The organism is Brevundimonas sp. GW822-FHT03E11 (assembly GCF_058801445.1).
In genome coordinates, this window is the sequence record NZ_JBXANG010000002.1 from 188,129 (window position 1) to 213,994 (window position 25,866).

Sequence of the window (25,866 nt, forward strand, 5' to 3'; positions counted from 1 at the left end):
GCCCCTACTCCGCCGCGTCGAGGGCGTCGGCCAGCTCGCGCTCCAGCCCATAGTAGCGGGCGCGGTCCCAGAAGCGGGGACGCGCGATGCCGGTGGAGCGGTGGCGGCCGACGATCTTGCCGTGCTCGTCCTCGCCGGTGATGTCGTAGACGAACAGGTCCTGGGTCACGATCACATCGCCTTCCAGGCCCACGACCTCGGTGATGTGGGTGATGCGGCGCGAGCCGTCGCGCAGGCGGGCGGCCTGGATGATGACGTCGACCGAGCCGACGATCATCTCTCGGATGGTCCTGGACGGCAGGCCGTAGCCGCCCATGGTGATCATCGACTCCATCCGGCTGATGGCTTCGCGCGGGGAGTTGGCGTGCAGCGTGCCCATCGAGCCGTCGTGGCCGGTGTTCATGGCCTGGAGCAGGTCGAAGGCCTCGGGCCCGCGCACCTCGCCGACGATGATCCGCTCGGGCCGCATCCGCAGACAGTTCTTGACCAGGTCCCGCATGGTGATCTGGCCCTGGCCCTCCAGGTTGGGGGGCCGGGTCTCCAGCCGGACCACGTGCGGCTGCTGCAGCTGAAGTTCGGCCGCGTCCTCGCAGGTGATGACCCGCTCGGTCGGGTCGATGAAGGCGGTCAGGGTGTTCAGCAGCGTCGTCTTGCCCGAGCCGGTGCCGCCCGAGATGACCAGATTGCAGCGTGAAGCGCCGATGACGCCGAGGACGCGCGCCCCCTCGGGACTGATGGAGGCGTACTCCACCAGATTCTTCATCGTCAGCTTGTCCTTCTTGAACTTGCGGATCGTCAGGGTCGGTCCGTCGATCGCCAGGGGCGGAGCGATGACGTTGACGCGCGAGCCGTCGGGCAGGCGAGCGTCGCAGATGGGGCTGGATTCATCGACGCGGCGACCGACCTGAGAGACGATCCGCTGGCAGATGTTCATCAGCTGGGCGTTGTCGCGGAAGCGGACATTGGTCAGCTGGACCTTGCCCCCCACTTCGATGAAGACCCGGCCGGCGCCGTTGACCATGATGTCGGCGATGTCGTCGCGCGCCAGCAGCGGCTCCAGCGGGCCATAGCCCAGGACGTCATTGACGATGTCCTGGACCAGGTGCTCCTGCTCGGCCACCGACATGGAGACGTTCTTGATCGCCACCAGTTCGGCGACGATGTCGCGGATCTCTTCCGACGCCGTCTTGTTGTCGAGCTGAGCCAGGTTGGCCAGGTCGATGGTGTTCATCAACGCATTGAAGATGGTGGTCTTCGTGGCGTGATAATAGTCGCTCTGTTCCCGGACGATCTCGGCGACCGCCTGGGCCTTCTTCAACTGTTCGAAACCGGCGGTCGGCCGGGGCCCTGCAGCCTTGCCCCCCGACGGGGGCGGGGGCGCCTCGGACGGGGATGAAGGTCGGGCCGCCAGGGCGTCCAGCCGGTCCGGCTTGGGCGGGGCCGCCCCGACCGGGTCCATCTCGCCGAAACCGGCCGCCGCAGTCAGATCGTCAGGTCCGCCGAAGGCGAAGGCCTCGGTCTGGACGCCGGGCGTCGGCTGACGCAGGGGCGCGTCAAAACCCGTGGCGGCGGGCGGCGCGGCAGAGGGCGCCTCGCGCAGGGGCGCCGCGCCGACGCCGGGTTGACCTGTGCGTTTGCCGAACATCCGTCAGCGTTTCTTGAACAGAGAGCCGAACAGGGATTTGGACGCCCTGTGCTCGTCGGCGGGTCGCGCCGCCTTGACGGGCTTGCCTGCAGCCGCAGCCGGCAGCTCTCGGCGCGAGACGATCTGGGCCAGGGTCTGGAAGGCTTCGGCCGCCTTGGTCTTGGCGCCGGCGTCCAGGATCATCTGGCCGTTGTTGGCCGCCGCCCCGAAAGTCTTGGCGTCGAACGGGATGATCAGGCTGGGATGCACGCCCAGGGCGGCGCCGAAATCCTTGGCCGGAATTTCCGGCCGGCCGGGCACGCCGACCTGGTTCAGCACCAGACGCGGCGGAGCGTCGTTGGGCCGGCCCTGACGGACCAGGTCGATCATGTTCTTGGCGTTGCGCAGCGCCGCCAGATCGGGGGTCGCCACCACTACCACCTCGTCGGCGCTGATCAGGGTGCGGCGCATCCACGGCGACCAAAGATGCGGCAGGTCCAGGATGACGAAGGGGGCGGTGGCCCGGATGCGGGTCGTGACCTCTTCAAACGCCTCGGTCGAGATGTCCCAGTCGGTGTCCAGGGTCGCCGGGGCCGCGAACAGGCTCAGCTTGTCGGTGCAGCGGACCATCATCCGGTCCAGCAGGGTCGCATCCAGACGGTCCGGCTGGCCCAGGGCATCGACCACCCCGTTCAGCGGATCCTGGTTGAAGTCCAGCCCGGCCGTGCCGAACGGCAGGTCGTAGTCGACGATGACGGTGTTGGCGCCGATCCGCTCAGAGATCGCATAGGCGGTGTTGTGCGCCACGGCCGAGGCGCCCGCCCCGCCCCGCGCGCCGACGAAGGCGATGGAGCGGCCGACGAAGGGCTGGGCCGGATCGTTGAACAGGCCGCCGATCGCCGCGATCAGCTGCAGGGGCTGAAGGGGGGCGACCAGATATTCGCTGACGCCGCGCCGCATCAGTTCGCGGAACAGAAGGATGTCGTTGGTCGCCCCGATCACCACCACCTTGGTGCCGGTGTCGCAGACCTCGGCCAGCTGATCCACCTCCCACAGCAGGGTCTGGGGGTCCTTCAGGCATTCGACGATGATCAGGGGCGGGGTCGGCTCATGGCGATAGGTCTCGACTGCCCCCATGACCCCGCCGATGCGGATCTGGGTGGTGGCGCGCGACAGGCGCCGGTCCTGGGCCGCGCGCTCGGCTGCGGCCAGGGTGTCCTGACGTTCGGCGAAAACATGGATGGCGATGCGGGGCACCGACACCTCGCCGATGGCGCCGACGGGCGCCAGGCTGGTCTCGGCCGACATCATGGGCGCCAGAGCGGGCGCCGAATGTGGCGTCGCCGCAGGCGCGGGCGCAAGCGTCGACTGCGCCCTGGCCACCATCTCGCCGACAGGATTGAAGCTGGAGGGCGCGGGGGCCTGGGGCGAACCCCCGCCGGAGGGCGCCGGCTGGCCCGGATGGGCGCCGGCGCTCAGGAAGGCGGCCGATCGGGCGTCCGACGTCGGGAAGGCGGACGGCTCGGAAAAGTCCATGTCGACGTCGAAACCGTCGTCCAGGGCGTCGAAGGGGCGAGGCGCGGCGGGGTTCATCAGGCTCAGTCCACCGCCGTCGAAATGCGCGCGCTCTCCACCAGCGTCTCCTGGGGTGCGGCGGTCTGCTCGCCGGCGGCGTATTTGTCGAACACCACCGTGCGCCGCCCGGCCGAGGCGGGGGTCATGGCGCGCGGCCCTGCAATGTCGCGCGGGTCGGCGATCTGGGCCGCCAGATTGGCGTTGACCGCGCAGCCGAAGTTGGACGAGGACCTGTTGTCCCCGGTCCGGCTCAGATTGCCCCAGGCCGTTCCGCAGCGGGGCACGGCCGCCTGGACCGTCTCGAAACCGACCAGGACCGGCGCGCGCGGATTGGGTCCGTCGTAGCCGACGATGCGAAGCCGGTCTCCACCCACACCGAGGCGCGTCAGGGCGTCGCGCACGGCGTAGGCGGTCTGGGCGGCGACCGGATCGTCCCCGGCCGGCGCCTCGATCGTGATAGAACCGGCGCCGACGGCGGCGAACCGTTCGACCAGGGCGGCTAGGGCGGCGTTCTGATTGGCCGAAAGGCCGTCGTCGTGAACGGCGAGGGCGATCCGGTCCAGGCCGGTCTCCACCTGGAGCGCATAGCGGGAGGCCGGCGTCAGGGGCGGTTCACCGCCCAGGCTGCCCGGGCCGCCGACGCAGGCGGAGAGGCCGAGCGCCGCGCCGGCCAACAGGGCGAGAGGCAAGAACGAGAGACGGGTCATGAGCTCACTCGATCACATAGCCGACGGCGCCCTGCCAGGCGGCGCCTGAACCGGCCGGTCCGGGAGCGGGCGCGCCATAGACCTGGTTCAGCTGTCCGAACAGGATGGTCTGGGAATCCGTGGCGATCCGCAGGCCGTCGGCAGGGGTCTGCATCCGATCCGGCGAGGTGGGACTGACGATATAGGGCTCGACGATGACGACCAGCTCGGTCTCGCCGTTCAGATAGTCGCGCGAGCGGAACAGGGAGCCCAGCACCGGCAGATTGGTCATGCCGGGCAGGGAATCGACCGCCTGCCTCGTGCTTTCCTGCAACAGGCCGGCGATCATCATCGCGCCGCCTGACGGCAGTTCGACTGTGTTTTCGCTGCGTCGGACGGTCAGGCCCGGCAGGGTGATGGACGAGGCCGTGCCGGCGCCGATGGTGAACCCGCCCTGTTCGGTCAGTTCGGACACCTCGACCTTGACCTGAAGCGAGATGCGGCCGCCCGACAGGACGATGGGCCGGAAGGCCAGGCCCACGCCGTAGGGCTTATAGGTCACGGTGATGTTGCCGTCCCGATCCCGCCCGGTCGGCAGGGGAAACTCGCCCCCGGCCAGGAAGTTTGCGGATTCGCCGTTCACCGACGTCAGATTGGGCTCGGCCAGGGTCCGGGCCAGACCGACCCGCTCGAACGCCTCCAGACAGCCGGTGGCGTTCGTGCCCGTCATGGTGCGGAAGGCGGTGGAGGCGATATCCTGGATGGCGTTCGAGACCGAGGCCGCGCTCGAGGAGCCGGTCGACGCCTGGGCCAGGGCCGTTCCAGGGACCTGAACCAGATTGCCGTTGACGTCGGTGACCGTAACCGTTGTCGGGAAGGGGGCGCCCGTCCAGGTCTGGGAGGCGCTGGCGTTCGAGCCGGCGCTCGTCTGACTGCCGCTGGAGACCGTGCTGGTCCCGTTCGTCGTCCGACCGCCCGTCTGATTGTAACAGAGGCCGCCGCCCCCGGCCGCCGCCCCGTTCACTCCATAGGTGTTCGGCCGACTGAAGCCGTAGGAGTGGATGCCCGAGCCCTTCAGAATGTCGGCGTTGAAACCCAGCTGCTTCAGGCTGCTGCGCTGCACCTCGACCACGCGCACCTTCAGCGTCACCTGGTCCGAGCCGGCGACGCTGATCATGTTGATCACCTTCTCCGGCGCCGAAACGAAGGCGCGGGCGACCTGGGCCGCCTGGGCCGCCTGGGCCGGGCTGTCCGCCGTTCCGGTCAGTATGACGCTGTCGTTGACGGCCTCGGCGTGGATGCCGCCGCCGGGGGCCACGCGGCTGAGGGTGTCCTGCAGGGCGCTGACGCCCGCATCGACCCGGACGCGCAGGCTCAGAATGGTGCGGCCGGCGGCGTCCAGGAAGACGGCGTCGGTCTCACCCGGCGCGATCCCGATCACGGTGATCCGGCGCGGCGAATGCAGCATGGCCTCGGCCACCTGCGGATTGGAGACGATCACGTCACGGGCGTCGGCCGGCAGATCCACGGCGAAGGAGGTGCCGCGCGGCAGGTTGATCAGCCGCGGCGCCGTCCCCATCGACACGGCGGCGCGCGTCTGGGCCGTTCCGGCGGCCGGCGCCAGGACCAGGCCGGCGGCGGCGACCGTGATCAGGACGGCCTTGGACAGGATCGAGGCTCTCACGGCGTCACCACGGTTTCAGGCGTCCCGCCGCGATAGACCCGCACGTTGCGCGTCAGGGCCGCCGCCTGGGGCGCGCGGGTCGCGCCGGACGGCCCCGCCGTATCGGCGTAGGAGCGCAGCGACAGGGACAGTTCGCCCTCGGACTTGGCCTGGGCCAGAAGCACGGCGTCTTGGGGGCGGACCTCCAGGGTGGCGGTCGCCCCGACCACGGCCTGGGCGTCGTCGCCGACGCGGGTGGACTGGTCGATGGCCAGGACCTTGACGTTCTGCATCACTGTGGCCGACGAATATTTGGAGCCCGAGCCGCCGCCTTCCACCGCCCCGGAAGGAGTCTCCTTCTGGGCGGTCAGGACGACGTCGACCCGGTCGCCGGGCAGGATGAAGCCGCCGGCGGCCGATTCCACCGTGACCGCAATGGCCATGGCGCGCATGCCGGGCTCCAGATAGGCCGCCAGATAGCCGCTGTCGCCCGCGCGCACGATCTTGCGCGCCACGATCGGCTCTCCGGCGAGAATGGGTTCGCGCACGACCGAGCCGACATAGTCGGACTTGACTCCGGTCCCGACCAGGCGGCCGGCGGCCTCGCCGACCCGCTGAACCGCGCCGGCGGTCTTGTCGGCGACGGCCTTTTCATCAGCGGGCTTGGCCTCGGCCGGCTTGTCGGCGGCGGCGGGAAGCGGGACGGAGCCGTCGCTGATGAAGGCGGGGTTCAACTGATCGACCGGCCAGTCCTTCCAGGACAGGTCGCCGTCGGTCAGGCGTTTGCCGGGCTCCAGATCGCGGGCAGCGACCAAAATCTTGGCCATGGGGCGCGCCTCGACAGGCGCGGCGGCGGCCGGCGCGGCGGGCTCGCCCTGCCCCATGGCGCGCACGACCAGAGCCAGGCCCAGTGCGGACACGGCGGCGATGCAAAGGACGACGATGCGGGCGGGCTTCATCCAGACGATCTCCGGCAGGCGCGGCGAGCCGGACATGATCCTCGCCCCCTACCGTTAACGATCATGAGGCCCGAGAGTTAACGCTTCCTAAGCGACGCCCGCTTGCGCAACCTTAAGAAACCGCCAGGGCGTGGACGACCATATCCCCCTCGGGAAAGGTCAGCAGGGCGCCGATGGCGATGGCGACGCCATAGGGAATGTCGCCCTTGGGCTCCAGCAGGCGGGCGACCCACGGAAGGCGCGGCGGGACCGGAGACAGCAGAGGATAGTATTGGCGGGCGAGGATCAGCAGGAGGCAGAAGCCGCCGCCGGCCAGGGCGATCCACAGCAGCAGCGGCCCCAGATCGCCGAACCCCAACCACAGGCAGGCCGCAGCCAGGGCCTTGGCGTCCCCGCCCCCGATCCAGTTCAGGGCGAACAGGCCCATGCCGAGGATCAGGGCGGCGAAGCCGACGCCCAGATGGACGGCGATCTCAGGCAGGGTCAGGCCGACGAGCAGGGCCGCCGGAAAGAAGGCGGCCAGCAGGGCCAGGGAGATCCAGTTCGGAATCCGCATCGTGGTCAGGTCGTGCAGACCCGTGGCCACCATCAGGATCGGAAAGACGGCCAGGAAGGGAAGGCTCAGAAGGTCCATGACCCCATGCTGGCACGGGCGGATTAAGGCCGGGTTGCCGCGCCACAAAGAAGAAGGGCCGGAGCGTGCGCTCCGGCCCTTCCCAGGCTTCAAGACGTTGAGGCGTCTTAGGACTTCTTGCCTTCCAGGCCGTCGGAGACGGCTTGAAGCTTGGTGTTAAGGTTGGTGCCGATGGTGCCGAGCACGGTGATGATCACGACGGCGATCAGAGCGGCGATCAGGCCGTATTCGATGGCGGTGGCGCCGGATTCGTCCTTAGCGAAACGCGAGATGAACTTGGTCATGGTGAGTTCCCTTGTGTATATGTCTAGCGAGCAACTTGGCGGGGGGAGCCGGTAGCCCGCTTGACCCCCAAAACGCACGGTTAGAATGACCAAGAGGCGTTAAGGCCAGGTCACGGTTTTTAGTTACCTGCGGATTCACCACAGAAAATCCCGGATCGACGAACTTCAGCCTTTGTTGAGGAAGCCTGGGCCATCATGCGCGCCTCCGCGCTGATGCGCGCCCTTGTTTCAGAGCCGCCGATGCCCCGCCTTTCCATCGCCGTCATCACCGCCGTCCTCGCCCTGGCCGGCCTGCCCGCCCAGGCGCAGAGCCCGAACGGCGCGCTCAATGTCGAGATCGACCGCTCCGCGCGCGTCCAGCTGCGGGGCGCCGCCGCCTCGGTCATCGTCGCCAATCCTCAGATCGCCGACGTCACCGTGGTGGACGCCAACACCCTGTTCATCGTTGGAAAGGGCTATGGGGTGACCGAGGTGGTGGCGGTCGACGGCGTGGGCCGCACCCTGTTCCAGCGCGAGATCGTGGTTACCGGCGGATCGACCGGATCGGTTCGGGTCTGGCGCGGGGCCCAGGCCACGGAAATGACCTGCGGCGCCTCCTGCGCCCCCAGCCTGCGCGCCGGCGCCGCCGCGACCGGCCCGGCCTCGGCGCCCTGATCCATGGCGGCGCTGGATCGTCCTCCCCGTCGCGGCTCCGCCGGTCACCGTGAAGGCGCGGCGGCGGTGGAGTTCGCCCTGGTCGCCACCCCCTTCTTTCTTCTGCTGTTCTCGATCTTCCAGCTGGGTCTGGTCTTCATCACCGACGCCGTCGCCGAAAACGCCCTGTTGACCGTCAGCCGCGAAATTCGAACCGGCGAGGCCCAGGCCAAGGGTCTGGATCAGGCTGGGTTCAAACAGGCCTTCTGCGATCAGATGAGCGTGTTCAAGAGCGACTGCGCCGCCCGCGCCACCGTCGATGTCCGGGTCGTCGCCAAATTCTCCGACAATATCGATCCACCCAAGGACGAGAACGGCGTCCTGGATCTGTCCAAGACCGGCTACGACCCCGGCGCGGCCCAGAATCTGGTCGTCGCGCGTGTCTGGTACAAACAGCCGATGATCGTGCCCGCCCTGACCCAATCGGTGAGCGCGGCGGGGCCCGGACAGATCATGATCTCCGCCACCACCGCCTTCCGCAACGAGCCCTTCTGATGCGCCGGTCCCTGATGCGCAGGCTGGCGCGCGACGAGACCGGGGTCTCTGCGGTCGAATTCGCCCTGATCGCCCCGGTCATGATCCTGTTCTATGCGGGCATGGTCGATCTGTGTCAGGGCTATATGGCTGTGCGTCGCACCAGCCATGTGGCCGCTTCGGTCGCGGATTTGACCGCCCAGTCCCGCGACATCACCAAGGCCGACATCGACAACGTCTTCTTGGTGGGCCCCTCTATCATGGCGCCCTTCGCCCCGGCCTCGCTGGAACAGAGGGTCAGCAGCGTCAGCCGGGATACGACGACCAAATATACGGTGAACTGGAGCCGCAGTTGGGCGGCCTCGGGCGGGAGTGGGGCCCTCAGCGGCCGACTCGCCGTCGCGGACGCCGACATTCCCGCCGATCTCCTGCCGGTCGGGTCGTCGATCATCATCGCCGAGGCCCGCTACACCTACGCCTCGCCGTTCCAGCGCTTCCTGCCGTCCGCCAGCTTCACCCGCCGCGCCTATCTGAATCCGCGCGAGGTGACGCAGATCGCCTGTACGGACTGCTGACCCGTCAGAGCCTGTCTCAGGGCGGCGATCTTTGTTTCGGTCTCGGCAAGTTCGGACCGAGGGTCGCTGTCGGCGACGATTCCGGCGCCGGCCAGGGTGCGGAAGGTCCAACACTCGTCCCGGCGCTCGAACGCGGCGGTGCGGATCAGGACCGAGGCGGTCAGCCCCCCGCCGTCTTCCAGAATGAACAGCGACCCGCACCAGGCGCCGCGCGGCGGCTCATATTCGGCGATCACCTTCATGGCCTGGTGTTTGGGCGCCCCGGTGATCGAGCCGGGCGGGAAGGTCGCGTCCAGCAGGTCGGCCGGCGTCACCCCCGGCTCGGCCCGGCCGACCACGGTCGAGACCAGATGATGGACGGTCGGATGGCTCTCGATCGCGAACAGCCGCTCGACCGCGACTGAGCCGACGCGCGAGGCGCGGGCCAGGTCGTTGCGCATCAGATCGACGATCATCAGGTTCTCGGCCCGGTCCTTGGCGCTGGCCTGAAGCGCGGCGGCCAGGGCCGCGTCCTCGAGCGGGTCGGCCGACCGGGCGCGCGTGCCCTTGATCGGCCGCGCCTCGATGCGCCCGGTCTCGCCGTCCAAGGCCAGGAAGAGCTCAGGCGAATTGGACACCAGGGCCCGGTCCCCGATCCGCCAGAAGGCGCCATAGGGCGAGGCCCGCCCCTGTTGCAGCCGCAGGAAGACGTCGAACGGATCGGCCTTTGGCTTCAGCGCGCCGCCCCAGGCGCGGGCGATATTGGCCTGGAACAGTTCACCGGCCGCGATCCGGGCGACCACCTCGGCCACGGCGTCGTGATAGGCCTGGTCCGGCGCCTCGGCCGCAAAGGTCTCGGCCGGAGCGTCGGGAGTGGCCGGCGTGACCGCCGCCGCCCGCCATTGCGACGCCTGAACGGCCGCCGTCTCGGCCTGCGCCGCCGTCGCCCCCCGGCCGACGGCGCGAACACGCCGCTGATGATGGTCGAAGCTCAGCATCGCCGGATAGCGGGCCAGGATCAGGTCGGGCCACACCAAGGACCGTTCGCCGGTCGCCGGTCGCGCGCCGGCGTCATAGGCGGCCAGTCCCACCGTCCCTGCGCTCCAGGCCGGATCGCGCAGGGGGTCGAACAGATCGGCTTCGACCCCGCCCACATGAACCCGATCCGGCGCCGTCGCCACATGGGACCAGCGGCCGCCGGGACCGCCGTCCGACAGCAGGGCCAGGGCGCCGTCCGTCCCACCGATCCCGGCCGCGACAGCCAAGGGGTCCGTCCACGGATGATCGCGGACGACCACATGGGTCAGGGCGCCGTTCACGCCGACAGCCGCGCCTCGATTCGGGCGCGCAGGGCGGCGTCGACGCCCAAGGCCTGTTCCAGATAGGCGTCCAGGGATCCGTATCGCGCCTCGACCTCGGCGAAGGCGGTGTCCAGATAGGCGGCCTCCACCCCGAGGAAGGCCACCACCGCGTCGTCGGAGGCGACACGGCCGGTCATCTCGTGCAGACGCCGCGCAATGGCGGGGGCCCGACCGACCAGATCGACGGCCGTATTGGTCAGCAGATAGTCCTCGATCAGGTCGTCGTGGTGGACGCCCAGCAGATGATGCGTCAAGGCGGCGAGAAAGCCGGTCCGGTCCTTGCCCGCCGCGCAGTGGATCAGCACGGGTCGGTCCTGATCGCCCCCCATCTGTCCCAGGGCTTGGAAATAGCGGCCGAAAACGTCGATGTGGGCGGCGTCGAACGGCAGGCTGCGATAGGTCTGGGTCATGAAACGCCGACCCGAATCCGGCGTCAGGTCCGCCGTTTTCAGGAAGGTGATGTGGGGCGCCTCGGCCCCGTCGTCGATCCCGCCCTCGATCACCAGGGCGTCGAAACCGTCATGCCGTCGCGAGGGCTGGTCGCGCCTTTCGCCCGGTCGGCGCAGATCGACCACCGCCCCCAGGCCGAACCCCTTCAGCCGCTCCAGATCGGCGTCGCTGGCCCGGGCGTGATGGCCCGAACGCAGCAGGCGGCCGGGGCGGATGCGTCGCCCGGCCGCCGTGGCGTAGTCGCCATAGTCGCGGAAGTTGTCGATGGCCTCGAAGGCATGGAGACGGTGGCTCATGCCCCGCTTCTAGAGCCTGATCCGTTGAAGAGGAACCGCTTCGCGGTTCCGCTGAAACGGTGAATCAGGCTCCAGATTAAAGCGAGAGCATGATTCACGCTTCTGTCGGAACCGCAAAGCGGTTCCGTCCGAAACGATCATGCTCTAGCGCGCCGGCAGCAGGCCCGCCATGGCGTCCAGATAGGCGACGAAGGCGGCGCGGCCATCTTCGGTCAGACTGGCCTGGGTCAGGGGCTTGCGGCCGATGAAGCTCTTGGTCACGGCGACGAAACCCGCCTCCTCCAGCTTCCTCAGATGGACCGACAGATTGCCGTCGGTCGTCTGCAGCCGGGTCTTCAAGGTGTTGAAGTCGGCTGTGTCCGCACCGGACAGATAGGCCATGATCCCCAGCCGGATCCGCCCGTGGATGACGTCGTCGATCCGGCTGATGTCGAAGTCATCGGCCATCAGACGATCTCCGACGGTTCCTGCCGCATCAGGATCAGACCGGGGACCAGGGCGACGGCGGCCAGGACCAGGGCATAGACCAGATAGATGGCCGGACTGTCCGCAAACCAGGCGACGGCGACGGCGCCGGCGTAGGACATCAGGGCCGTGGCGCTCATCCACCGCACGCGCGTCATGGCCGCCGCGACCATCCAGGCCGATCCATAGGCCGTCAGAACCACCGTCGGCATGACCGCCATCCAGGCCCAGCTTCCACTCTTCACCGACAGGGCGGTGAGGGCCAACCAGGTGACGAAGATGCCGAAGCCCACGCCGGACCAGGCCGCGCCCACCGCCCGATTGCCCGACGAATTATAGCCGGGGCGTCCCTTCATCCGCCCGATCAGCACGACCAGGGCGGCCGCAAAGACCAGGGCCGAACCGATCCAAAGCCAGAGCGCCGCCCAGGGATTCAGCGCGATCAGATCCGTCGTGAGCGCCCACTGCCCCAGGCTGGCGCCTCCGAAGATGATGGCCGCAGCCACCAGTATGGGGCCCGCCAGCAGGGGCGCGTGCCGACCTTCGTGAGCCAAAGCCCGCATATAGGCGATGTCGTCTTGGATCGTCTGCGTGTCGCGCGTCATGGCGAACTCCTCCTGAAATCCGATGATCACAGGATGCACAATGCGCTTTACATTGTAAAGCGCTTTCTTAATCTACGACGGCGAACAGACCTTCTCCCGCTTGCGGGGGAAGTGTCAGCTCGTCGAGCGCAGCGAGACGGCTGACGATGGGGGAAGTCTTCTTTTCAAGTGAAACCTCCCCCTCCGACCCTGGTTCGCAGCGCGAACGCCGGGCCACCTCCCCCGCAAGCGGGAGAGGGTCTATCGCGCCCCTCTTAACGGAACGGCGGCTCGTCGAAGGCGCGGAGCTTGCGGGAGTGGAGTTTGGGTCCCTCGTCCCGCATCAGGCCGACCGCCTGGATGCCGATCTGCAAATGCTCCGAGATCGAGCCTTCGTAGAAGCGGTTGGCCTGGCCCGGCAGTTTGATCTCGCCGTGCAGCGGCTTGTCCGAGACGCACAGCAGGGTGCCGTAGGGCACCCGGAACCGATAGCCTTGCGCGGCGATGGTGGCGCTTTCCATGTCGATGGCGACGGCGCGGCTCTGGTTGAAGCGAAGCGCCGACTTGGAATAGCGCAGCTCCCAGTTCCGGTCGTCGGTGGTGACCACCGTGCCGGTGCGCAGGCGCAGCTTGACCTCGTCGCCGGGCATGCCGCTGACCGACTTGGTGGCGTCGTACAGGGCGCGCTGAACCTCGGCGATCGAAGGGATCGGAATGTCCGGCGGCAGGACCGCGTCCAGTACATGGTCGTCGCGCAGATAGGCGTGGGCCAGCACATAGTCGCCGATGGTCTGGCTGGCGCGCAGACCGCCGCAGTGACCGATCATCAGCCAGACGTGCGGACGGGTGACCGCCAGATGGTCCGTGATCGTCTTGGCGTTGGACGGGCCGACGCCGATATTGACCAGCGTCACCCCCTGATGGCCCGGGGCCGTCAGGTGATAGGCCGGCATCTGGTGCTTCTTCCAGGCCGTATCGCTGATCGCCGTCTCGGGATTGGGGGTGTCGCGCGTGATCGCCACCCCGCCGGCGCAGGACAGGGTCTGATAGGGGGTGCCCGGCGTCTGCAGCTGTTCGATGGCCCAGCGCACGAACTCGTCGACGTAGCGGTTGTAGTTGGTGAACAGGACATAGGACTGGACGTCGTCCACCGGGGTTCCGGTGTAGTGTCTCAGCCGCGCCAGGGAGAAGTCGGTCCGCAGGCCGTCGAAATGCGACAGGGGGAAGTCGCCGCCCATGTCGAACAAACCATCGGCGATCTCGTCGCCGATGTGGGCCAGGTCCGTGGTCGGGAACCAGCGCGCCAGGGCCGCCGTCATCGACCGGTCCAGCGCCACCTCCAGTCCGTCGGTCACATAGGGGAAGGGGATTTCCTGGTTCGAAATCCCGACCTCGAAGGTCGCGCCGTATTCCTTTTCCAGCAGACCCAGCTGTTCGGTCAGATAGGGGCGGAACAGGTCCGGCCGGGTGACGGTGGTCGAATAGACCCCCTGTTTGGCCAGCCGGGCATAGGCGCGCGGCTCCAGGTCCTGGGGGCGATCCCCGTCCCAGCGGATGCGAAGTTCGGGATAGGCGAACACCCCTTCGGCGCGTTTGACCGGATCGGGCCGGGCGCCGGTGTTGACGAAATCCCGCACGGCGTCGCGCAGGTTGGTCACGGATTGGGTGTAGAGGGTTTCGAGGCGGTCCAGCGCCGCCTGTGCTGTCATCTGTTCTGTCATGACTTCCTCTAGCGAAGCTTCATGACATTGGCGAGGCGCCCGGCGTTCAACCTCGATTTCGCTGCATTGCAGCAATTTATAGCCGGCGACTGGTTGCGGTTCGCGGCGCGGCGGGGCATCTGGCCCGGATGTCCGTTTCCGCCGCGTCAGCCCCCGCCAGAAGAGAACCCGGATTCGTCGAGTTCGTCTGTCTGATCGCCCTGATGATGGCGCTGAACGCCCTGGCGATCGATTCCATGCTGCCCGCCCTGCCCGCCATAGGCGCCGACCTGGGGGTGACGAACGAAAACAGCCGTCAGTGGGTGGTGACCGCCTATCTGCTGGGCTTCGGCGGGGCGCAGCTGATCTATGGTCCGGTCGCAGACCGGTTCGGGCGAAAGCCGATCCTTCTGGCCGGGGTCGGCCTCTATGTGGTCTTCAGCCTTCTGGCGACCCTGGCGCCGACCTTCGAGACCCTGATCCTGGCGCGGATCGGCCAGGGGCTGGGCAGCGCCTGCACCCGCGTGCTGGCCGTCTCCATCGTGCGCGACCGCTATGAGGGGCGCACCATGGCGCGCGTCATGTCGTTCAGCTTCCTGGTCTTCCTGGGCGTGCCCATCCTGGCGCCCTCCCTGGGGCAACTGATCATGCTGGTCGGGCCGTGGCGCTGGATCTTCGCGGGCCTCGGCCTTATCGGCGTGGCCCTGATCGTCTGGGCGTCCTTGCGCCTGCCCGAGACCCTGAAGCCGGAGGATCGTCTGCCGATCCAGGTCAAACGCCTGACCTCGGCCTATAAGACCGCCCTGACCGACCGCACCGCCATGGGCTACACCCTGGCCATGACGGCCATCACCGGCGCCCTGTTCGGCTTCATCAACTCCTCGCAGCAGATCTTCGCCGACGTCTTCGACGCCGAGGCCGCCTTCCCCGCCGTCTTCGCCCTGATCGCGGGCGGCATAGCGGTCGCCTCCCTGGTCAACGCCCGACTGGTGGTGCGGCTGGGCTCGCGCAAGATCTCCCACACCGCCCTGATCGGCTTCACCACCGTCTCGGCGGTCCATGCCGCCGTCGCCCTCAGCGGCCATGAGACGATCTGGACCTTCGCGGTCCTCCAGACCCTGACCATGTTCTGTTTCGGCCTGATCGCCGGGAACTTCGGGGCCATGGCCATGGAGACCATGGGCCATATCGCCGGCACGGCCGCCTCGATCCAGGGCTTCATCTCCACCGTCTTCGGCTCCCTGCTGGGCTTTGCGGTGGGTCAGCAGTTCAACGGCACCACCGTGCCCATGTCCCTGGGCTTCACCGTCTTCGGCCTGACGGCCCTGGCCCTGGTCCTGTTCGCCGAGCGGGGCCGGCTGTTCCGGGCCCATCACCAGCCGCCCGCACCACAAGGCTGAAGCCATCGGGCTTGAAAAGGCGCGGCCCTGGATGGCCTTCGTCACAACGCGCACGGCGAGGGTCACGGAGAACACGACGGGACCGAACGCGCCTCGGCCTTTCGGCTCCATGTCCAGACCGTCGATCAATCTGCAGCTTCACGGCCGCAGGCGGGCAAGCCCTTGCCGAACCGGCACGGCCTGGTCGTGTCCGTTGTGACCCTCGCCGTGCCCGTTGTGACGAACCCGTCTCTCGGGGGCGCAGGGGCGTTGACCGGTCCCACTGCGCTGCCGAATGCTCTGGAGCGAGGCTTGATCTTTTCGCCGTTTCCGCGCGTTCTCCGGGCCAAGCTCATGATCTGTCCCGGAAAGCCTCGATGACGCGCAAAGCCTTCGGCCTCGTCTCCGCCCTCGCCCTCGCCTCGGCCCTCGGTCTTTCGGCCTGTTCGACCACGACCGGAAGCGCGGCCCTGGCGCCGCCGGCCGTCGCGCCCGCCCCCGGCCCGGACGCCGTCGACAGCCACACCTACGCCCGTCCCGAGATCGCCCGCGTCGTCGATGTGGCCCTGGACCTGACCGCGAACTTCGAGGCCAAGACCCTGTCGGGCACGGCGACCCTGGACATCCTGGCCGTCCCCGGCGCGAACGAGATCGTGCTCGACATCCGCAATCTGGACATTCAGGACGTGCGCGACGCCTCGGGCCAGCCGCTGCGCTACGTCGTCGGCGACAATGACGCCATCAAGGGCCAGCCCCTGACCGTCTATTTCCCGGCCTTGGCCCCCAACGAACGGCGCAAGATCACCGTCCGCTATTCGACCCGGCCCGATGCGGCGGCCCTGCAATGGCTGTCGCCCAGCCAGACGGCGGGCGGACAGAAGCCCTATCTGTTCAGCCAGGGTCAGGCCATCCTGACCCGCACCTGGGTGCCGACCCAGGACAGCCCCGGCATTCGCCAGACCTATTCGGCCCGGATCACCGCCCCCGCCGACCTGACCGTGGTCATGAGCGCCGACCATCTGACGCCGAACGGCGAGCCCGCCGCCGACGGCATGAAGACCTGGCGCTTCCGGATGGACAATCCGATCCCGCCCTATCTGATCGCCATCGGCGTCGGCGACATCGCCTTCGCCCCCTTCGACGAACGCACCGGGGTCTGGACCGAGCCCAGCCGCCTGCGCGCCGCCGCCCATGAGCTGGAGCCGACCGCCGAGATGGTGGACGCGGCCGAGAAGCTGTACGGCCCCTATCGGTGGGGCCGCTACGACCTCCTGGTCCTGCCGCCCTCCTTCCCCTTCGGCGGGATGGAGAACCCCAAATTGACCTTCGCCACCCCGACGATCATCGCCGGGGACCGGTCGCTGGTCTCGCTGGTGGCGCACGAACTGGCCCACTCCTGGTCCGGCAATCTGGTGACCAACGCCACCTGGAACGACTTCTGGCTGAACGAGGGCTTCACCGTCTATTTCGAGAACCGGATCATGGAGTCGGTCTATGGCCATGACCGCGCCATGCAGGAACAGGTTCTGGGCTGGGACAGCCTTCAGGACACGCTGAAGTCCCTGCCCGCCGCCGACACCCGCCTGCATCTGGACCTGAAGGGCCGCGATCCCGACGACGGCATGAACGACATCGCCTATGAGAAGGGCGCCCTGTTCCTGCGGACCGTCGAACGCACCGTGGGGCGGGATCGGTTCGACGCCTGGCTGCGCGGCTATTTCGACCGCAACGCCTATCGCCCCATGACCACGGCCATGTTCCTGGACGACATCCGCACCCATCTGGTGAAGGGCGACGCGGCCCTGGAATCCCAGCTTCAGCTGGACGCCTGGGTCTATCAGCCCGGCCTGCCGTCCAACGCCGTCGCCCCCGTCTCGAACGCCTTCGTCCCGGTCGATGCGGCGGCCGTCGCCTTCTTTAAGGACAAGGGTCCGGCCTCGGCCATCCCGTGGGGCGAATGGAACACCCAGCAGCGCCAGCGCTTCCTGGGTTGGCGGCCCGAAGGCCTGCGCGCCGGCGCCGACTGGCTGACTGAGGCCCAGCTGGCCGATCTGGAGCGGACCCTGAACCTGGCGAACGAGGGCAACAGCGAACTGACCTTCGCCTGGCTCCAGATCGCCCTGGCCCACCGCTATCAGCCGTCGGTCGCCACGGCTGAGCGGTTCCTGACCAGCCAGGGCCGACGCAAATTCGTCCTGCCCCTGTTCCAGACCCTGTGGAACGAGGGCGACTGGGGCCGTTCCATCGCCCGCCGCATCTACGCCGAGGCCCGGCCCCTGTATCACCCGGTGACCAGCGGCTCGGTCGACGACCTGGTGGGTCGGCCGTAAAGCAAAAGACCCTCTCCCGCTTGCGGGAGAGGTGGCCCGGCGTTCGCGAAGCGAACCAGGGTCGGAGAGGGGAGTCTTGTTTCAGAGGAAAAACGCCCCCCATCGTCAGGCGTGTCGCTTCGCGCCACGACCTGACGCTTCCCCCGCAAGCGGGGGAAGGTGGGCCTCGCCACCGCCCCTACAGATTGACCACCGTCGCCCCGTCCTCCTCGGCCAGCCGCTCGGCCAACACCGCGCGGTGGCATCCCGCGTGATCGGCCTCGAAACACAGCAGGGCCACGCGCTTCTCACCCGCCAGATCCTTCAGCCGCGCATACTCCACCTGGGCCTGGGGCTCGGCCAGATGGTCGGCGAAAATCGCGCGCATCTCGGCGACATGGCCCTTGCGGGCCGCGTCGCGACCGGCCTTGGGCGTGCCCAGCCCCCGCAGATGCAGATAGTCGATCCCCTCGGCCTTCAGGCTTTCGCCCAGGACCGTCTTGGAAAAGCCGGCGCGGCGCGAGGCGGCGACCGCCCGGACGTCGATCAGCAGATCGACCCCGGCGCCCTTCAGCCGCCCGATCACCTCCGCCTGGGTCGCCCCCTCATATCCGATGGTGAAAATCTGCATGGGCCCTAGATGGGCGAGCGCCGCTCGATCGCCAAGCCGCCCTCAGCCTTTCCAACCGCTTAGGACTCCAAACCCGCCTTCTGCGCCCCTGGGCCGCCCGCCGTGCGACAGTCGCGGATCGACGGGGACGAGCGGAGGCGGCGGACGGGCGAGCAGATCGGATCGGACAGATCGGACACTTCGGACACCTTTTTTGGGAGCGCGCGACCGCGCGAACCGGACACATCGGACACATCGGACACTCTTTTTCAGGAGCGGACGACGGCGCGGATCGGACAAATCAGACACATCGGACACATCGGACACTGTTTTTGGTTTCCTCCCGCCCCGACCGGGTCGCCCGCGTTGCGATGCGGCGCCCCATCGGCTATCCCGCCGACACGGAATTCACTGGAGCTTCTCCCATGGCTGACCTCGCCCCCGGCGTCGTGACCCTCTTCGGAGGTTCGGGCTTCATCGGAGCCCAGGCGGTGCGCGCCCTGGCCCGTCGCGGCTGGCGCATCCGCGTGGCGGTGCGCAACCCGGTCCTGGCCATCGAGGTCCAGACGGCCGGCGATCCGGGCCAGATCCAGTTCATGCGCTGCGACGTCACCAGCGCCGAGGATGTGGCGGCGGCCGTGCGCGGCTCGAACGCCGTGGTCAATCTGGTCGGCGTCCTGCACGACGGCGGCGGCAAGCGCGGCTTCAAGAGCGCCCACGTCGAGGCCGCCAGGAACATCGCCCAGGCGGCCCAGGCCGCCGGCGTCGAACGTGTCGTCCAGATCTCGGCCATCGGCGCCGATGCGAACAGCCCCTCCGCCTACGCCCGCACCAAGGGCGAGGCCGAAAACGAGATCCGCGCCGTCTATCCCGACGCCGTCATCCTGCGTCCTTCGCTGGTGTTCGGCGCCGACGACGGCTTCCTGAACCGGTTCGCCGCCATGGCGACCCTGGCGCCCGCCTTGCCGCTGATCGGCGGCGGCAAGACCCGGTTCCAGCCGGTCTATGTCGGCGATGTGGCCGAGGCCGTGGCCCGGGCCGTGACCCGAGGCGACGCGGCCGGCCGAACCTATGAACTGGGCGGACCGGATATCTATACCTTCCGCGAAGTGCTGGAGCTGGTGAAGCGGGAGACGGGTCGCGACCGTCTGCTGGCGCCCATTCCCTTCCCGGTCGCCCGGCTGCTGGGCTCGCTGCTCCAGACCGTCAGCCTGATCGGTCTGACCCCGCCCCTGACCCGCGATCAGGTCGTCATGCTGCAGAAGGACAATGTGGTCTCGCCGGGCGCCGAGGGTCTGGCCGCGTTGGGCGTCGTCCATCCGGCCAGCATGGAGTCGATCGCGCCCTCCTATCTGTACCGTTATCGCGTCGGCGGCCAGTTCGCCCCCTCGCCCGCGCACTGATCCGTCCCCAGCCGCGTCAGCCGCTCGGCCGTGAAAGCGGTCAAAGGGGCTTCGCAGGCCGGAACAAAGAGTGCACAACCTTCGGATGCCGGCCCTCCAGACCCAGCCCCGCCCCGCCACGACGCCCGGTCTGGCCGACGCCCGCTCCCTGCTGTCGCGGGTCTGGGGCCATGGCGACTTCCGCGGCCTGCAAAGCCAGGTGGTGGCCGAGGTTCTGGCCGGGCGCGACGTCCTGGCCGTCCTGCCGACCGGCGGCGGCAAGAGCGTCTGCTATCAGATCCCGGCCATCCTTCGCCCCGGCCTGGGCCTGGTGGTCTCGCCCCTGATCGCCCTGATGACCGACCAGGTCGAGGCCCTGAAACAGCAGGGGGTGGCGGCCGCCCGGCTGGATTCCGGCGTCTCGCTGGACGAACGGTCGGCCATCTGGGCCGCCGCCCGCTCCGGCGCTCTGGACCTGCTGTACGTCTCGCCCGAAGGCTTGGCGGCCGGAGCCATGATGGACCGGCTGGCCGAGCTGCCGCTCAGCCTGATCGCCATCGACGAGGCCCACTGCGTCAGCCAGTGGGGCCACGACTTCCGCCCCGACTATCGCAACCTGGGCCTGCTGGCCGAGCGCTTCCCCCACGTCCCGCGCATCGCCGTGACCGCCACGGCCGACGCCCGCACGCGCGACGACATCCTGCGCTCGCTGCGGCTGGAGGGGGCCCGGGTCTTCGTCGACAGCTTCGCCCGCCCGAACCTGCAGCTGTCGGCCGAACGCAAGGAGAGCGCCTCGCGCGCCAGGACCGACGCCCGCGTCATCGAACTGGTGCGCGAACGGCGCGGCAAGTCGGGCGTAGTCTATTGCGGCAGCCGCGACGGCTGCGAACGCGTGGCCCAGGCCCTGCGCGACGCCGGGACCAACGCCATCGCCTATCACGCCGGCATGGATACGAAGGAGCGCGACCGCCGTCTGGAGCGGTTCCTGGCCGAGGACGGGGCCGTCATGGTGGCCACCATCGCCTTCGGCATGGGGGTGGACAAGGCCGACGTCCGCTTCGTCATCCACGCCGATCCGCCCGGCAGCCTGGAGGCCTATTGGCAGGAGATCGGCCGGGGCGGCCGGGACGGCGAACCGGCCGAGGGCATCACCCTGTACGGCCCCTCCGACATCGCCTGGACCCTGCGCCGGCTGGACGGCCGCCCGATGGCCGAGGAGGTCAAACAGGTTCAGGTGCGCAAGGCCCGCCAGCTGTTCGCCATGCTGGACGGCGCCGTCTGCCGCGCCCAGGCCGTGCGCCGCTATTTCGGCGAGACCGATGCGGCCCCTTGCGGCGTCTGCGACATCTGCGGCGACCCGCCCCAGACCTATGACGCCACCGTCCCCGCCCAGAAGGCCCTGGCGGCGGTCCAGCGTCTGGGCGGCCGGTTCGGCAGGGGCCGGGTGATCGACCACCTGACCGGCCGCACCAAGGACGTCCAGCCGTGGGAGCAACAGCTGTCCACCTGGGGCATAGGCGCCGACATCTCGCCCAACGGCTGGCGCGACATCGTCGACCACCTGCTGTTCGAGGGCCTGTTGGTCGAGGACCCGAACGACGGCAAGCCCCTGGTCGGCCTGGGCGACCCCGAGGCGGTGCGCGCCGTCTACAAGGCCGAACGCAAGATCGAGGTGCGCCGCGCACCGGTGCGCGCCTCCAGTTCCAGTTCGGGCCGCCGCGACCGCTCTGGCGAGGGCCGCAACGCCGCCCTGGAGACGATGGACGCCGACGTCCGCGCCCGCTTCGAGCGCTTACGCGCCTGGCGCCGCGACCGTGCTTCGGAACAGCACGTCCCGCCCTATGTCATCTTCCAGGACAAGACCCTGCTGGAGATCGCCCAGGCCGAACCGGGCGACCTGACCGCCCTGGCCGCCCTGCCCGGCGTCGGCCAGTCGAAACTGGACCGCTACGGCAAAGGGGTGCTGGAGACGTTGGCGAAGGGTCTGGAGTCCGTAGAAGGTCGTCCGTCCGACATCATCGACAAGGCGCGCGATCTGCGGCGGGACATGAGCCTGCCCGAGGTCCAGCTCTGGCAGGCGCTGCGGGGCGAGAAATTGGGCGGGCTGAGGTTCCGACGCCAGCACCCGATACCGCCCTATGTGCTCGACTTCTACTGCGCCGGCGTTCGACTGGCGGTCGAGATCGACGGCGACAGTCACGACGGCCGTGCGGCGCAGGACGCGCGCCGCGACGCCTTCCTGCTCGAGCAGGGCATACGCACCCTGCGGATTCCGGCCCGCGACGTGCTGAACGATCTTCCCGCCGTGACCGATCACATTTATCGCGAGGCCAAAGGCCAATAGGACCCTCTCCCGCTTGCGGGGGAGGTGGCCCGGCGTTCGCGCAGCGAACCAGGGTCGGAGGGGGAAGTCTTCTTTCTTGCAGAAGCGGAACTTCCCCCATCGTCAGCCGTCTCGCTGCGCTCGACGAGCTGACACTTCCCCCGCAAGCGGGGGAAGATCTTTGCCTATCCCAGAAACTGCTCCACCGCCGCCTGGAACCGGGCCGGTTGGTCGATCATCACCTGGTGGTCGGCGCCTTCGATGCGGACGAACTGGGCCGGACGCGGCAGGGTGGAGAAGCCGTAGCGGTAAAGCCCCTCCAGCCGGTTGCGCGGATTGTTCGTATCCCGCGTCCAGCCATAGACCACCGTCACCGGGGCGGTGACGTCGCGCAGGCGAGGACGCAGATCCACGGTCAGGGCCTCGTACAGCCCCTGGGCCAGAACGCGCTGGTCGCCGCCCTGAAGACCCAGGCCGTCGAACACCATGTCGCCCGCCAGACCCAAGTCCCCGCCCAGGGCCGAGACCTGGCCCTTCAGCGCCTGGTCGCCGAACAGCATCAGGGCCTGATAGCCCAGCCGCGCCAGGGGCTCGACCTCGCGCGTCGTGACGCGGGAATCGACCAGGGCCGGAAAGAAGGGGGCGGAATCGACCACCATCACCCGTCCGACTCGGCCGCGCATGTCCGCCGCCACGCGCAGCGCGATCTGACCGCCCAGGGAATGGCCGATCAGAGCGGGCCGGGACAGCCTCTGCTCGCGGATGTAGCGTTCGATCTCCAGCGCAGCCGGGGCGGCCAGGGCGCCGCGGGCGTTGGCGCCGATGTCCGTCTGACCAAAGCCGCGGATCGTCACCAGATGAACCCGATAGCGGCCCTCCAGCCTGTCCGCCGTCGACCGCCAGGCCGCCCCGGTCGATCCCAGGCCGGGGATGAAGATCACGTCCGGCCCCGCGCCTCGCGTCTCCACGATGATCCGATCAGAGCGGAAGGCGGGGGCCAGAGACGCTGGGGCTGGGGCTGGGGCTGGGGCTTGAGCCAAGGCGAGGCCCGGCAGGACGAGGGTCAGGATCGCAAGGAGCGAGAGCAGAAGGCGGCGCATGACGCCCTCCTAACGCCGGATCACGGCGATCGGTTGACGGTCGCGGCCTTGGATCACCGCCCCTTGAAGTCGGCTTTGCGCTTTTCGACGAAGGCGGCCATGCCCTCCTTCTGGTCGTCGAAGGCGAACAGGGAGTGGAACAGGCGACGTTCGAAACGGACGCCCTCGGTCAAGGTCGTCTCCAGGGCGACATTGACCATCTCCTTGTTCATCATCACCGCCAGGGGACTTTGCGAGGCGATCTTGGCGGCCGCCGCGCGGGCCTCGTCCAGCAGGGCCTCGGGGGCGACGACGCGGCTGACCAGGCCGGCGCGCTCGGCTTCCGCCGCATCCATCATCCGCGCGGTCAGGATCATGTCCATGGCCTTGGACTTGCCGACCAGGCGCGTCAGCCGCTGGGAGCCGCCGATGCCGGGCGCCACGCCCAGATTGATCTCGGGCTGGCCGAACTTGGCGGTCTCGGAGGCGATGATGAAGTCGCACAGCATGGCCAGTTCGCAGCCGCCGCCCAGGGCATAGCCCGACACCGCCGCGATGATCGGCTTTCTGAACCGGGTGATCCGGTCATGGCCCAGGGCGAAGAAATTGCCCTTGAACATGTCGGCGTAGGACTGGTCCGCCATCTCCTTGATGTCGGCCCCGGCGGCGAAGGCCTTGGCCGAGCCGGTCAGGATCAGGCAGCGCACGCTGTCGTCGGTCTCGACCGCGTCCAGGAAGGCCGCCAATTCGCCGAACAGGGTCGAGTTCAGGGCGTTCAGCGCCTCGGGCCGGTTCAGGGTCACGACCGCATAGCCGTCGGCGCAGCGTTCGATCAGAAGGGTGGAATAGGCGTCGGCCATGTGCGGTCTCCTCTGTTGACGCCGGTCATAGAGGATCGACGGCCGTTCGTCATGACGGCCGGTCGCCTCAGCGCTTCTGGCAGGACGGGCAGTAGAAGGTGGAGCGTCCGCCCTGGACGATCCGGGCGACCGTCCCCGTGCAGCCCTCGCCCCGGCACGGTTCGCCCTCGCGGCCGTAGACGTCGAACCGGTGCTGGAAATAGCCTTGGCCGCCCTCGGCGTTGGCGAAGTCCTTCAGGGTCGATCCCCCGGCGGCGATGGCGTCGTTCAGCACGTCGCGGACCACCGAGGCCAGGGTCTCCAGCCGCGCCTTCGACAGCGATCCGGCCGCCACCAGGGGCGAGATCCGGGCCCGGTACAGGGCCTCGCAGACATAGATGTTGCCCAGGCCGGCGACGATCCTCTGGTCCAGCAGGGAGACCTTGATGTTCTGGCTCTTGCCTGCGAAGGCCTCGGCCAGATGGGCGCCGGAAAAGCCATTGCCCAGCGGCTCGGGCCCCAGGCCGGCGAACCAGGGGTGGGCCTCGACCTGGGCGGTGGGGATCAGGCCCATGAAGCCGAACCGGCGCGCGTCGGCATAGCCGATGCGGGTCGCAAGGCCGTCGCGCTCGGCGCAGCCGCTGAAATGCTCGTGCTTGCCCGCGATGGGCGCCGCCTCCTCGAACTCGCCCAGCTGGGCGCCGTCCAGGGTGAAACGGCCGGTCATGCCCAGATGGGTGATCCAGGTCTCGCCGGTGGACAGGGGCAGAAGCAGATATTTGGCCCGCCGGTCCACGCGTTCGACCGTCGCCCCCTCCAACCGTTCAACGAAGCCTTCCGGGAACGGAAAGCGCAGGTCGGGCCGGTTGATCCGCACCCGCGACAGGCGCGCGCCCGCCAGCACCGGCGTCAGGCCGCGCCGGACGGTTTCGACCTCGGGAAGTTCAGGCATGGGGCGCTCCTAGCCGGTCTTGGAACCTAGGCCAAGTCGATCGTCCGTGCTCGCCCCGATGTTCGGAAAACATTGTTCGTAATGACGCGGGAACGACACCGCACTCTGGCATTGGCGTCTCCAGACCAATCCGGGGGGAATGTGTCTCAGTCCTTCATCGCACCCGCGCCGCGTCTGCGCCTCTCGTCCTGGACGGACTTGAGCGCTCGCCTTCGCCTCACGCGCGACGACGCAGCTGTTCTGGCTGCGGCGGCCGTCCTGGCGATCAGCGCCTATTTTCTGGTCTTTCCAGGGGTGGACATCGCCGTGAGCCGCTTCTTCTACCGACCTGAGGCCGGCTTCTTCCTCGCCGGCGATCCCGTGCTCAAGGCCTTGCGCAAGAGTTCCACCCTGGTCCTGGCCCTCCTGCTGCTGGGGGTGATCGGCCGCCTGATCTGGCGGGCCCTGCGCGGGCGTTCCGTCGGCGCCGCAGCGCGGCGGGCGATGTTCGCCGTCGCGGCCCTGGCCCTCGGACCGGGGCTGGTCGTCAATCTGCTGTTCAAGAGCCTTTGGGGGCGCGCTCGCCCGGTCCAGATCGACCAGTTCGGCGGCGACGCGGCCTTTACCCCGGCCTGGGTGATCAGCGACGCCTGCCAGTCCAACTGCTCCTTCGTCTCCGGCGAGGGGTCCAGCGCCGCCTGGATGGTGGGCGTCCTGCTGGTGGTCACTCCGGCGCGGTGGCGACCGGCCGTCCTGCCGCTGGGGCTCGTCTACGCCTTGGCCCTGTCGATGAACCGGCTGGCCTTCGGTGGGCATTTCCTGTCCGACATCCTGCTGTCCTGGGCCCTGACGGCCCTGGTCATGGTAGGGGTCTATCGGGTGACGGTGGCCGCCCCGGGCCTGGTTCGGCGGGCGCGCCGGCGCCTTCGCTGGAGCCAGCCCTTCCCCGCCTGAGGAGTCCGCTGAGCGTGACCAGTTGCCGCAGGGGCCGTTATGGGCTTACGTCCCGGTC

24 protein-coding genes and 1 pseudogene are annotated in these 25,866 nt (G+C 68.7%); 9 read left to right on the forward strand and 16 right to left on the reverse strand.

The window, feature by feature from the left end; translation table 11 throughout:
- Nucleotides 1-4 precede the first annotated feature (4 nt).
- The 7 genes from AC1RKE_RS03825 to AC1RKE_RS03855 all read right to left on the reverse strand — a co-directional run bounded on the left by AC1RKE_RS03825 (nucleotide 5) and on the right by AC1RKE_RS03855 (nucleotide 7,425).
- Nucleotides 5-1,459 carry a TadA family conjugal transfer-associated ATPase gene (locus AC1RKE_RS03825; protein WP_395941835.1) on the reverse strand — a complete coding sequence of 485 codons (1,455 nt, stop codon included), beginning with the start codon at nucleotides 1,457-1,459 and terminating at the stop codon, nucleotides 5-7.
- A 189-nt stretch (nucleotides 1,460-1,648) separates the two neighbouring features.
- Nucleotides 1,649-3,217 carry a CpaE/TadZ family protein gene (locus AC1RKE_RS03830; protein WP_348683910.1) on the reverse strand — a complete coding sequence of 523 codons (1,569 nt, stop codon included), beginning with the start codon at nucleotides 3,215-3,217 and terminating at the stop codon, nucleotides 1,649-1,651.
- Between the two features lie 5 nt (nucleotides 3,218-3,222).
- Nucleotides 3,223-3,906, reverse strand: coding sequence for a CpaD family pilus assembly protein (locus tag AC1RKE_RS03835; protein ID WP_348683912.1), 684 nt, complete (start codon nucleotides 3,904-3,906; stop codon nucleotides 3,223-3,225).
- Nucleotides 3,907-3,910: 4 nt separating this feature from the next.
- Entirely contained in the window at nucleotides 3,911-5,569 is a 1,659-nt protein-coding gene (locus AC1RKE_RS03840; RefSeq protein ID WP_395941826.1) for a type II and III secretion system protein family protein, read from the reverse strand.
- Nucleotides 5,566-6,543 carry a Flp pilus assembly protein CpaB gene (cpaB, locus tag AC1RKE_RS03845; protein ID WP_224762254.1) on the reverse strand — a complete coding sequence of 326 codons (978 nt, stop codon included), beginning with the start codon at nucleotides 6,541-6,543 and terminating at the stop codon, nucleotides 5,566-5,568. Before cpaB ends, AC1RKE_RS03840 begins: the two co-directional genes overlap by 4 nt.
- Nucleotides 6,544-6,619: 76 nt before the next feature.
- Nucleotides 6,620-7,141 carry an A24 family peptidase gene (locus AC1RKE_RS03850; protein WP_348683914.1) on the reverse strand — a complete coding sequence of 174 codons (522 nt, stop codon included), beginning with the start codon at nucleotides 7,139-7,141 and terminating at the stop codon, nucleotides 6,620-6,622.
- Between the two features lie 107 nt (nucleotides 7,142-7,248).
- The gene (locus AC1RKE_RS03855; protein WP_182713898.1) at nucleotides 7,249-7,425 is read right to left on the reverse strand and encodes a Flp family type IVb pilin; all 177 of its coding nucleotides are present in this window, start codon (nucleotides 7,423-7,425) and stop codon (nucleotides 7,249-7,251) included.
- 240 nt (nucleotides 7,426-7,665) lie between these two features.
- Between AC1RKE_RS03855 and AC1RKE_RS03860 the strand changes: the two genes are divergently transcribed.
- From AC1RKE_RS03860 to AC1RKE_RS03870, 3 genes are read left to right on the forward strand one after another with little or no spacing between them, the layout of a single operon-like run.
- The gene (locus AC1RKE_RS03860; RefSeq protein ID WP_182713897.1) at nucleotides 7,666-8,079 is read left to right on the forward strand and encodes a pilus assembly protein N-terminal domain-containing protein; all 414 of its coding nucleotides are present in this window, start codon (nucleotides 7,666-7,668) and stop codon (nucleotides 8,077-8,079) included.
- A 3-nt stretch (nucleotides 8,080-8,082) separates the two neighbouring features.
- Nucleotides 8,083-8,613 carry a TadE/TadG family type IV pilus assembly protein gene (locus AC1RKE_RS03865; protein WP_348683917.1) on the forward strand — a complete coding sequence of 177 codons (531 nt, stop codon included), beginning with the start codon at nucleotides 8,083-8,085 and terminating at the stop codon, nucleotides 8,611-8,613.
- Nucleotides 8,613-9,167 (forward strand): TadE/TadG family type IV pilus assembly protein, encoded by a 555-nt coding sequence (locus AC1RKE_RS03870; protein WP_348683919.1) that lies wholly within the window; start codon nucleotides 8,613-8,615, stop codon nucleotides 9,165-9,167. The genes AC1RKE_RS03865 and AC1RKE_RS03870 overlap by 1 nt, the downstream gene beginning before the upstream one ends.
- Here AC1RKE_RS03870 and AC1RKE_RS03875 read toward each other — a convergent pair.
- The 5 genes from AC1RKE_RS03875 to AC1RKE_RS03895 form a co-directional block, all read right to left on the reverse strand.
- Nucleotides 9,119-10,465: an anthranilate synthase component I family protein gene (locus AC1RKE_RS03875; protein ID WP_348683921.1), complete on the reverse strand. Its 1,347-nt coding sequence runs from the start codon at nucleotides 10,463-10,465 to the stop codon at nucleotides 9,119-9,121. The two genes, AC1RKE_RS03870 and AC1RKE_RS03875, sit on opposite strands and share 49 nt — an antisense overlap.
- Nucleotides 10,462-11,253, reverse strand: a complete 792-nt coding sequence (locus tag AC1RKE_RS03880; protein WP_348683923.1) for a tyrosine-protein phosphatase — start codon at nucleotides 11,251-11,253, stop codon at nucleotides 10,462-10,464. Before AC1RKE_RS03880 ends, AC1RKE_RS03875 begins: the two co-directional genes overlap by 4 nt.
- A 144-nt stretch (nucleotides 11,254-11,397) precedes the next feature.
- Nucleotides 11,398-11,700, reverse strand: coding sequence for a winged helix-turn-helix domain-containing protein (locus AC1RKE_RS03885; RefSeq protein ID WP_191554683.1), 303 nt, complete (start codon nucleotides 11,698-11,700; stop codon nucleotides 11,398-11,400).
- Nucleotides 11,700-12,323, reverse strand: a complete 624-nt coding sequence (locus AC1RKE_RS03890) for a hypothetical protein (RefSeq protein WP_492896440.1) — start codon at nucleotides 12,321-12,323, stop codon at nucleotides 11,700-11,702. Before AC1RKE_RS03890 ends, AC1RKE_RS03885 begins: the two co-directional genes overlap by 1 nt.
- A 254-nt stretch (nucleotides 12,324-12,577) precedes the next feature.
- Entirely contained in the window at nucleotides 12,578-14,023 is a 1,446-nt protein-coding gene (locus tag AC1RKE_RS03895) for an AMP nucleosidase (RefSeq protein WP_333895522.1), read from the reverse strand.
- Between the two features lie 128 nt (nucleotides 14,024-14,151).
- Between AC1RKE_RS03895 and AC1RKE_RS03900 the strand changes: the two genes are divergently transcribed.
- Together AC1RKE_RS03900 and AC1RKE_RS03905 are read left to right on the forward strand one after the other, a co-directional pair.
- Nucleotides 14,152-15,402: a multidrug effflux MFS transporter gene (locus AC1RKE_RS03900; protein ID WP_333895523.1), complete on the forward strand. Its 1,251-nt coding sequence runs from the start codon at nucleotides 14,152-14,154 to the stop codon at nucleotides 15,400-15,402.
- A gap of 356 nt (nucleotides 15,403-15,758) precedes the next feature.
- On the forward strand, nucleotides 15,759-17,711 hold the full coding sequence (locus AC1RKE_RS03905) for a M1 family metallopeptidase (protein ID WP_348684216.1): 1,953 nt from the start codon (nucleotides 15,759-15,761) through the stop codon (nucleotides 17,709-17,711).
- A 178-nt stretch (nucleotides 17,712-17,889) separates the two neighbouring features.
- Here the strand turns inward: AC1RKE_RS03905 and AC1RKE_RS03910 are convergent, their stop codons facing one another.
- Nucleotides 17,890-18,321: a DUF488 domain-containing protein gene (locus tag AC1RKE_RS03910; RefSeq protein WP_152949153.1), complete on the reverse strand. Its 432-nt coding sequence runs from the start codon at nucleotides 18,319-18,321 to the stop codon at nucleotides 17,890-17,892.
- Nucleotides 18,322-18,725: 404 nt separating this feature from the next.
- On the opposite strand from AC1RKE_RS03910, the gene AC1RKE_RS03915 reads away from it, so the two are divergent.
- The 3 genes and pseudogenes from AC1RKE_RS03915 to AC1RKE_RS03925 all read left to right on the forward strand — a co-directional run bounded on the left by AC1RKE_RS03915 (nucleotide 18,726) and on the right by AC1RKE_RS03925 (nucleotide 22,026).
- Nucleotides 18,726-19,703, forward strand: coding sequence for a complex I NDUFA9 subunit family protein (locus AC1RKE_RS03915; protein ID WP_348684217.1), 978 nt, complete (start codon nucleotides 18,726-18,728; stop codon nucleotides 19,701-19,703).
- A gap of 85 nt (nucleotides 19,704-19,788) precedes the next feature.
- Nucleotides 19,789-21,657, forward strand: a pseudogene (gene recQ / locus AC1RKE_RS03920) (DNA helicase RecQ); the annotation flags it as partial.
- A gap of 72 nt (nucleotides 21,658-21,729) precedes the next feature.
- Nucleotides 21,730-22,026 (forward strand): endonuclease domain-containing protein, encoded by a 297-nt coding sequence (locus tag AC1RKE_RS03925; RefSeq protein WP_395941836.1) that lies wholly within the window; start codon nucleotides 21,730-21,732, stop codon nucleotides 22,024-22,026.
- Nucleotides 22,027-22,190: 164 nt separating this feature from the next.
- Here the strand turns inward: AC1RKE_RS03925 and AC1RKE_RS03930 are convergent, their stop codons facing one another.
- The 3 genes from AC1RKE_RS03930 to mutM all read right to left on the reverse strand — a co-directional run bounded on the left by AC1RKE_RS03930 (nucleotide 22,191) and on the right by mutM (nucleotide 24,875).
- Nucleotides 22,191-23,105 carry an alpha/beta fold hydrolase gene (locus AC1RKE_RS03930; RefSeq protein WP_348683711.1) on the reverse strand — a complete coding sequence of 305 codons (915 nt, stop codon included), beginning with the start codon at nucleotides 23,103-23,105 and terminating at the stop codon, nucleotides 22,191-22,193.
- Between the two features lie 53 nt (nucleotides 23,106-23,158).
- Nucleotides 23,159-23,944, reverse strand: coding sequence for an enoyl-CoA hydratase (locus AC1RKE_RS03935; protein ID WP_054764253.1), 786 nt, complete (start codon nucleotides 23,942-23,944; stop codon nucleotides 23,159-23,161).
- Nucleotides 23,945-24,011: 67 nt separating this feature from the next.
- On the reverse strand, nucleotides 24,012-24,875 hold the full coding sequence (mutM, locus tag AC1RKE_RS03940) for a bifunctional DNA-formamidopyrimidine glycosylase/DNA-(apurinic or apyrimidinic site) lyase (protein ID WP_054764254.1): 864 nt from the start codon (nucleotides 24,873-24,875) through the stop codon (nucleotides 24,012-24,014).
- 198 nt (nucleotides 24,876-25,073) lie between these two features.
- Between mutM and AC1RKE_RS03945 the strand changes: the two genes are divergently transcribed.
- The gene (locus tag AC1RKE_RS03945; protein ID WP_348683712.1) at nucleotides 25,074-25,808 is read left to right on the forward strand and encodes a phosphatase PAP2 family protein; all 735 of its coding nucleotides are present in this window, start codon (nucleotides 25,074-25,076) and stop codon (nucleotides 25,806-25,808) included.
- The last annotated feature ends 58 nt before the right edge of the window (nucleotides 25,809-25,866 follow it).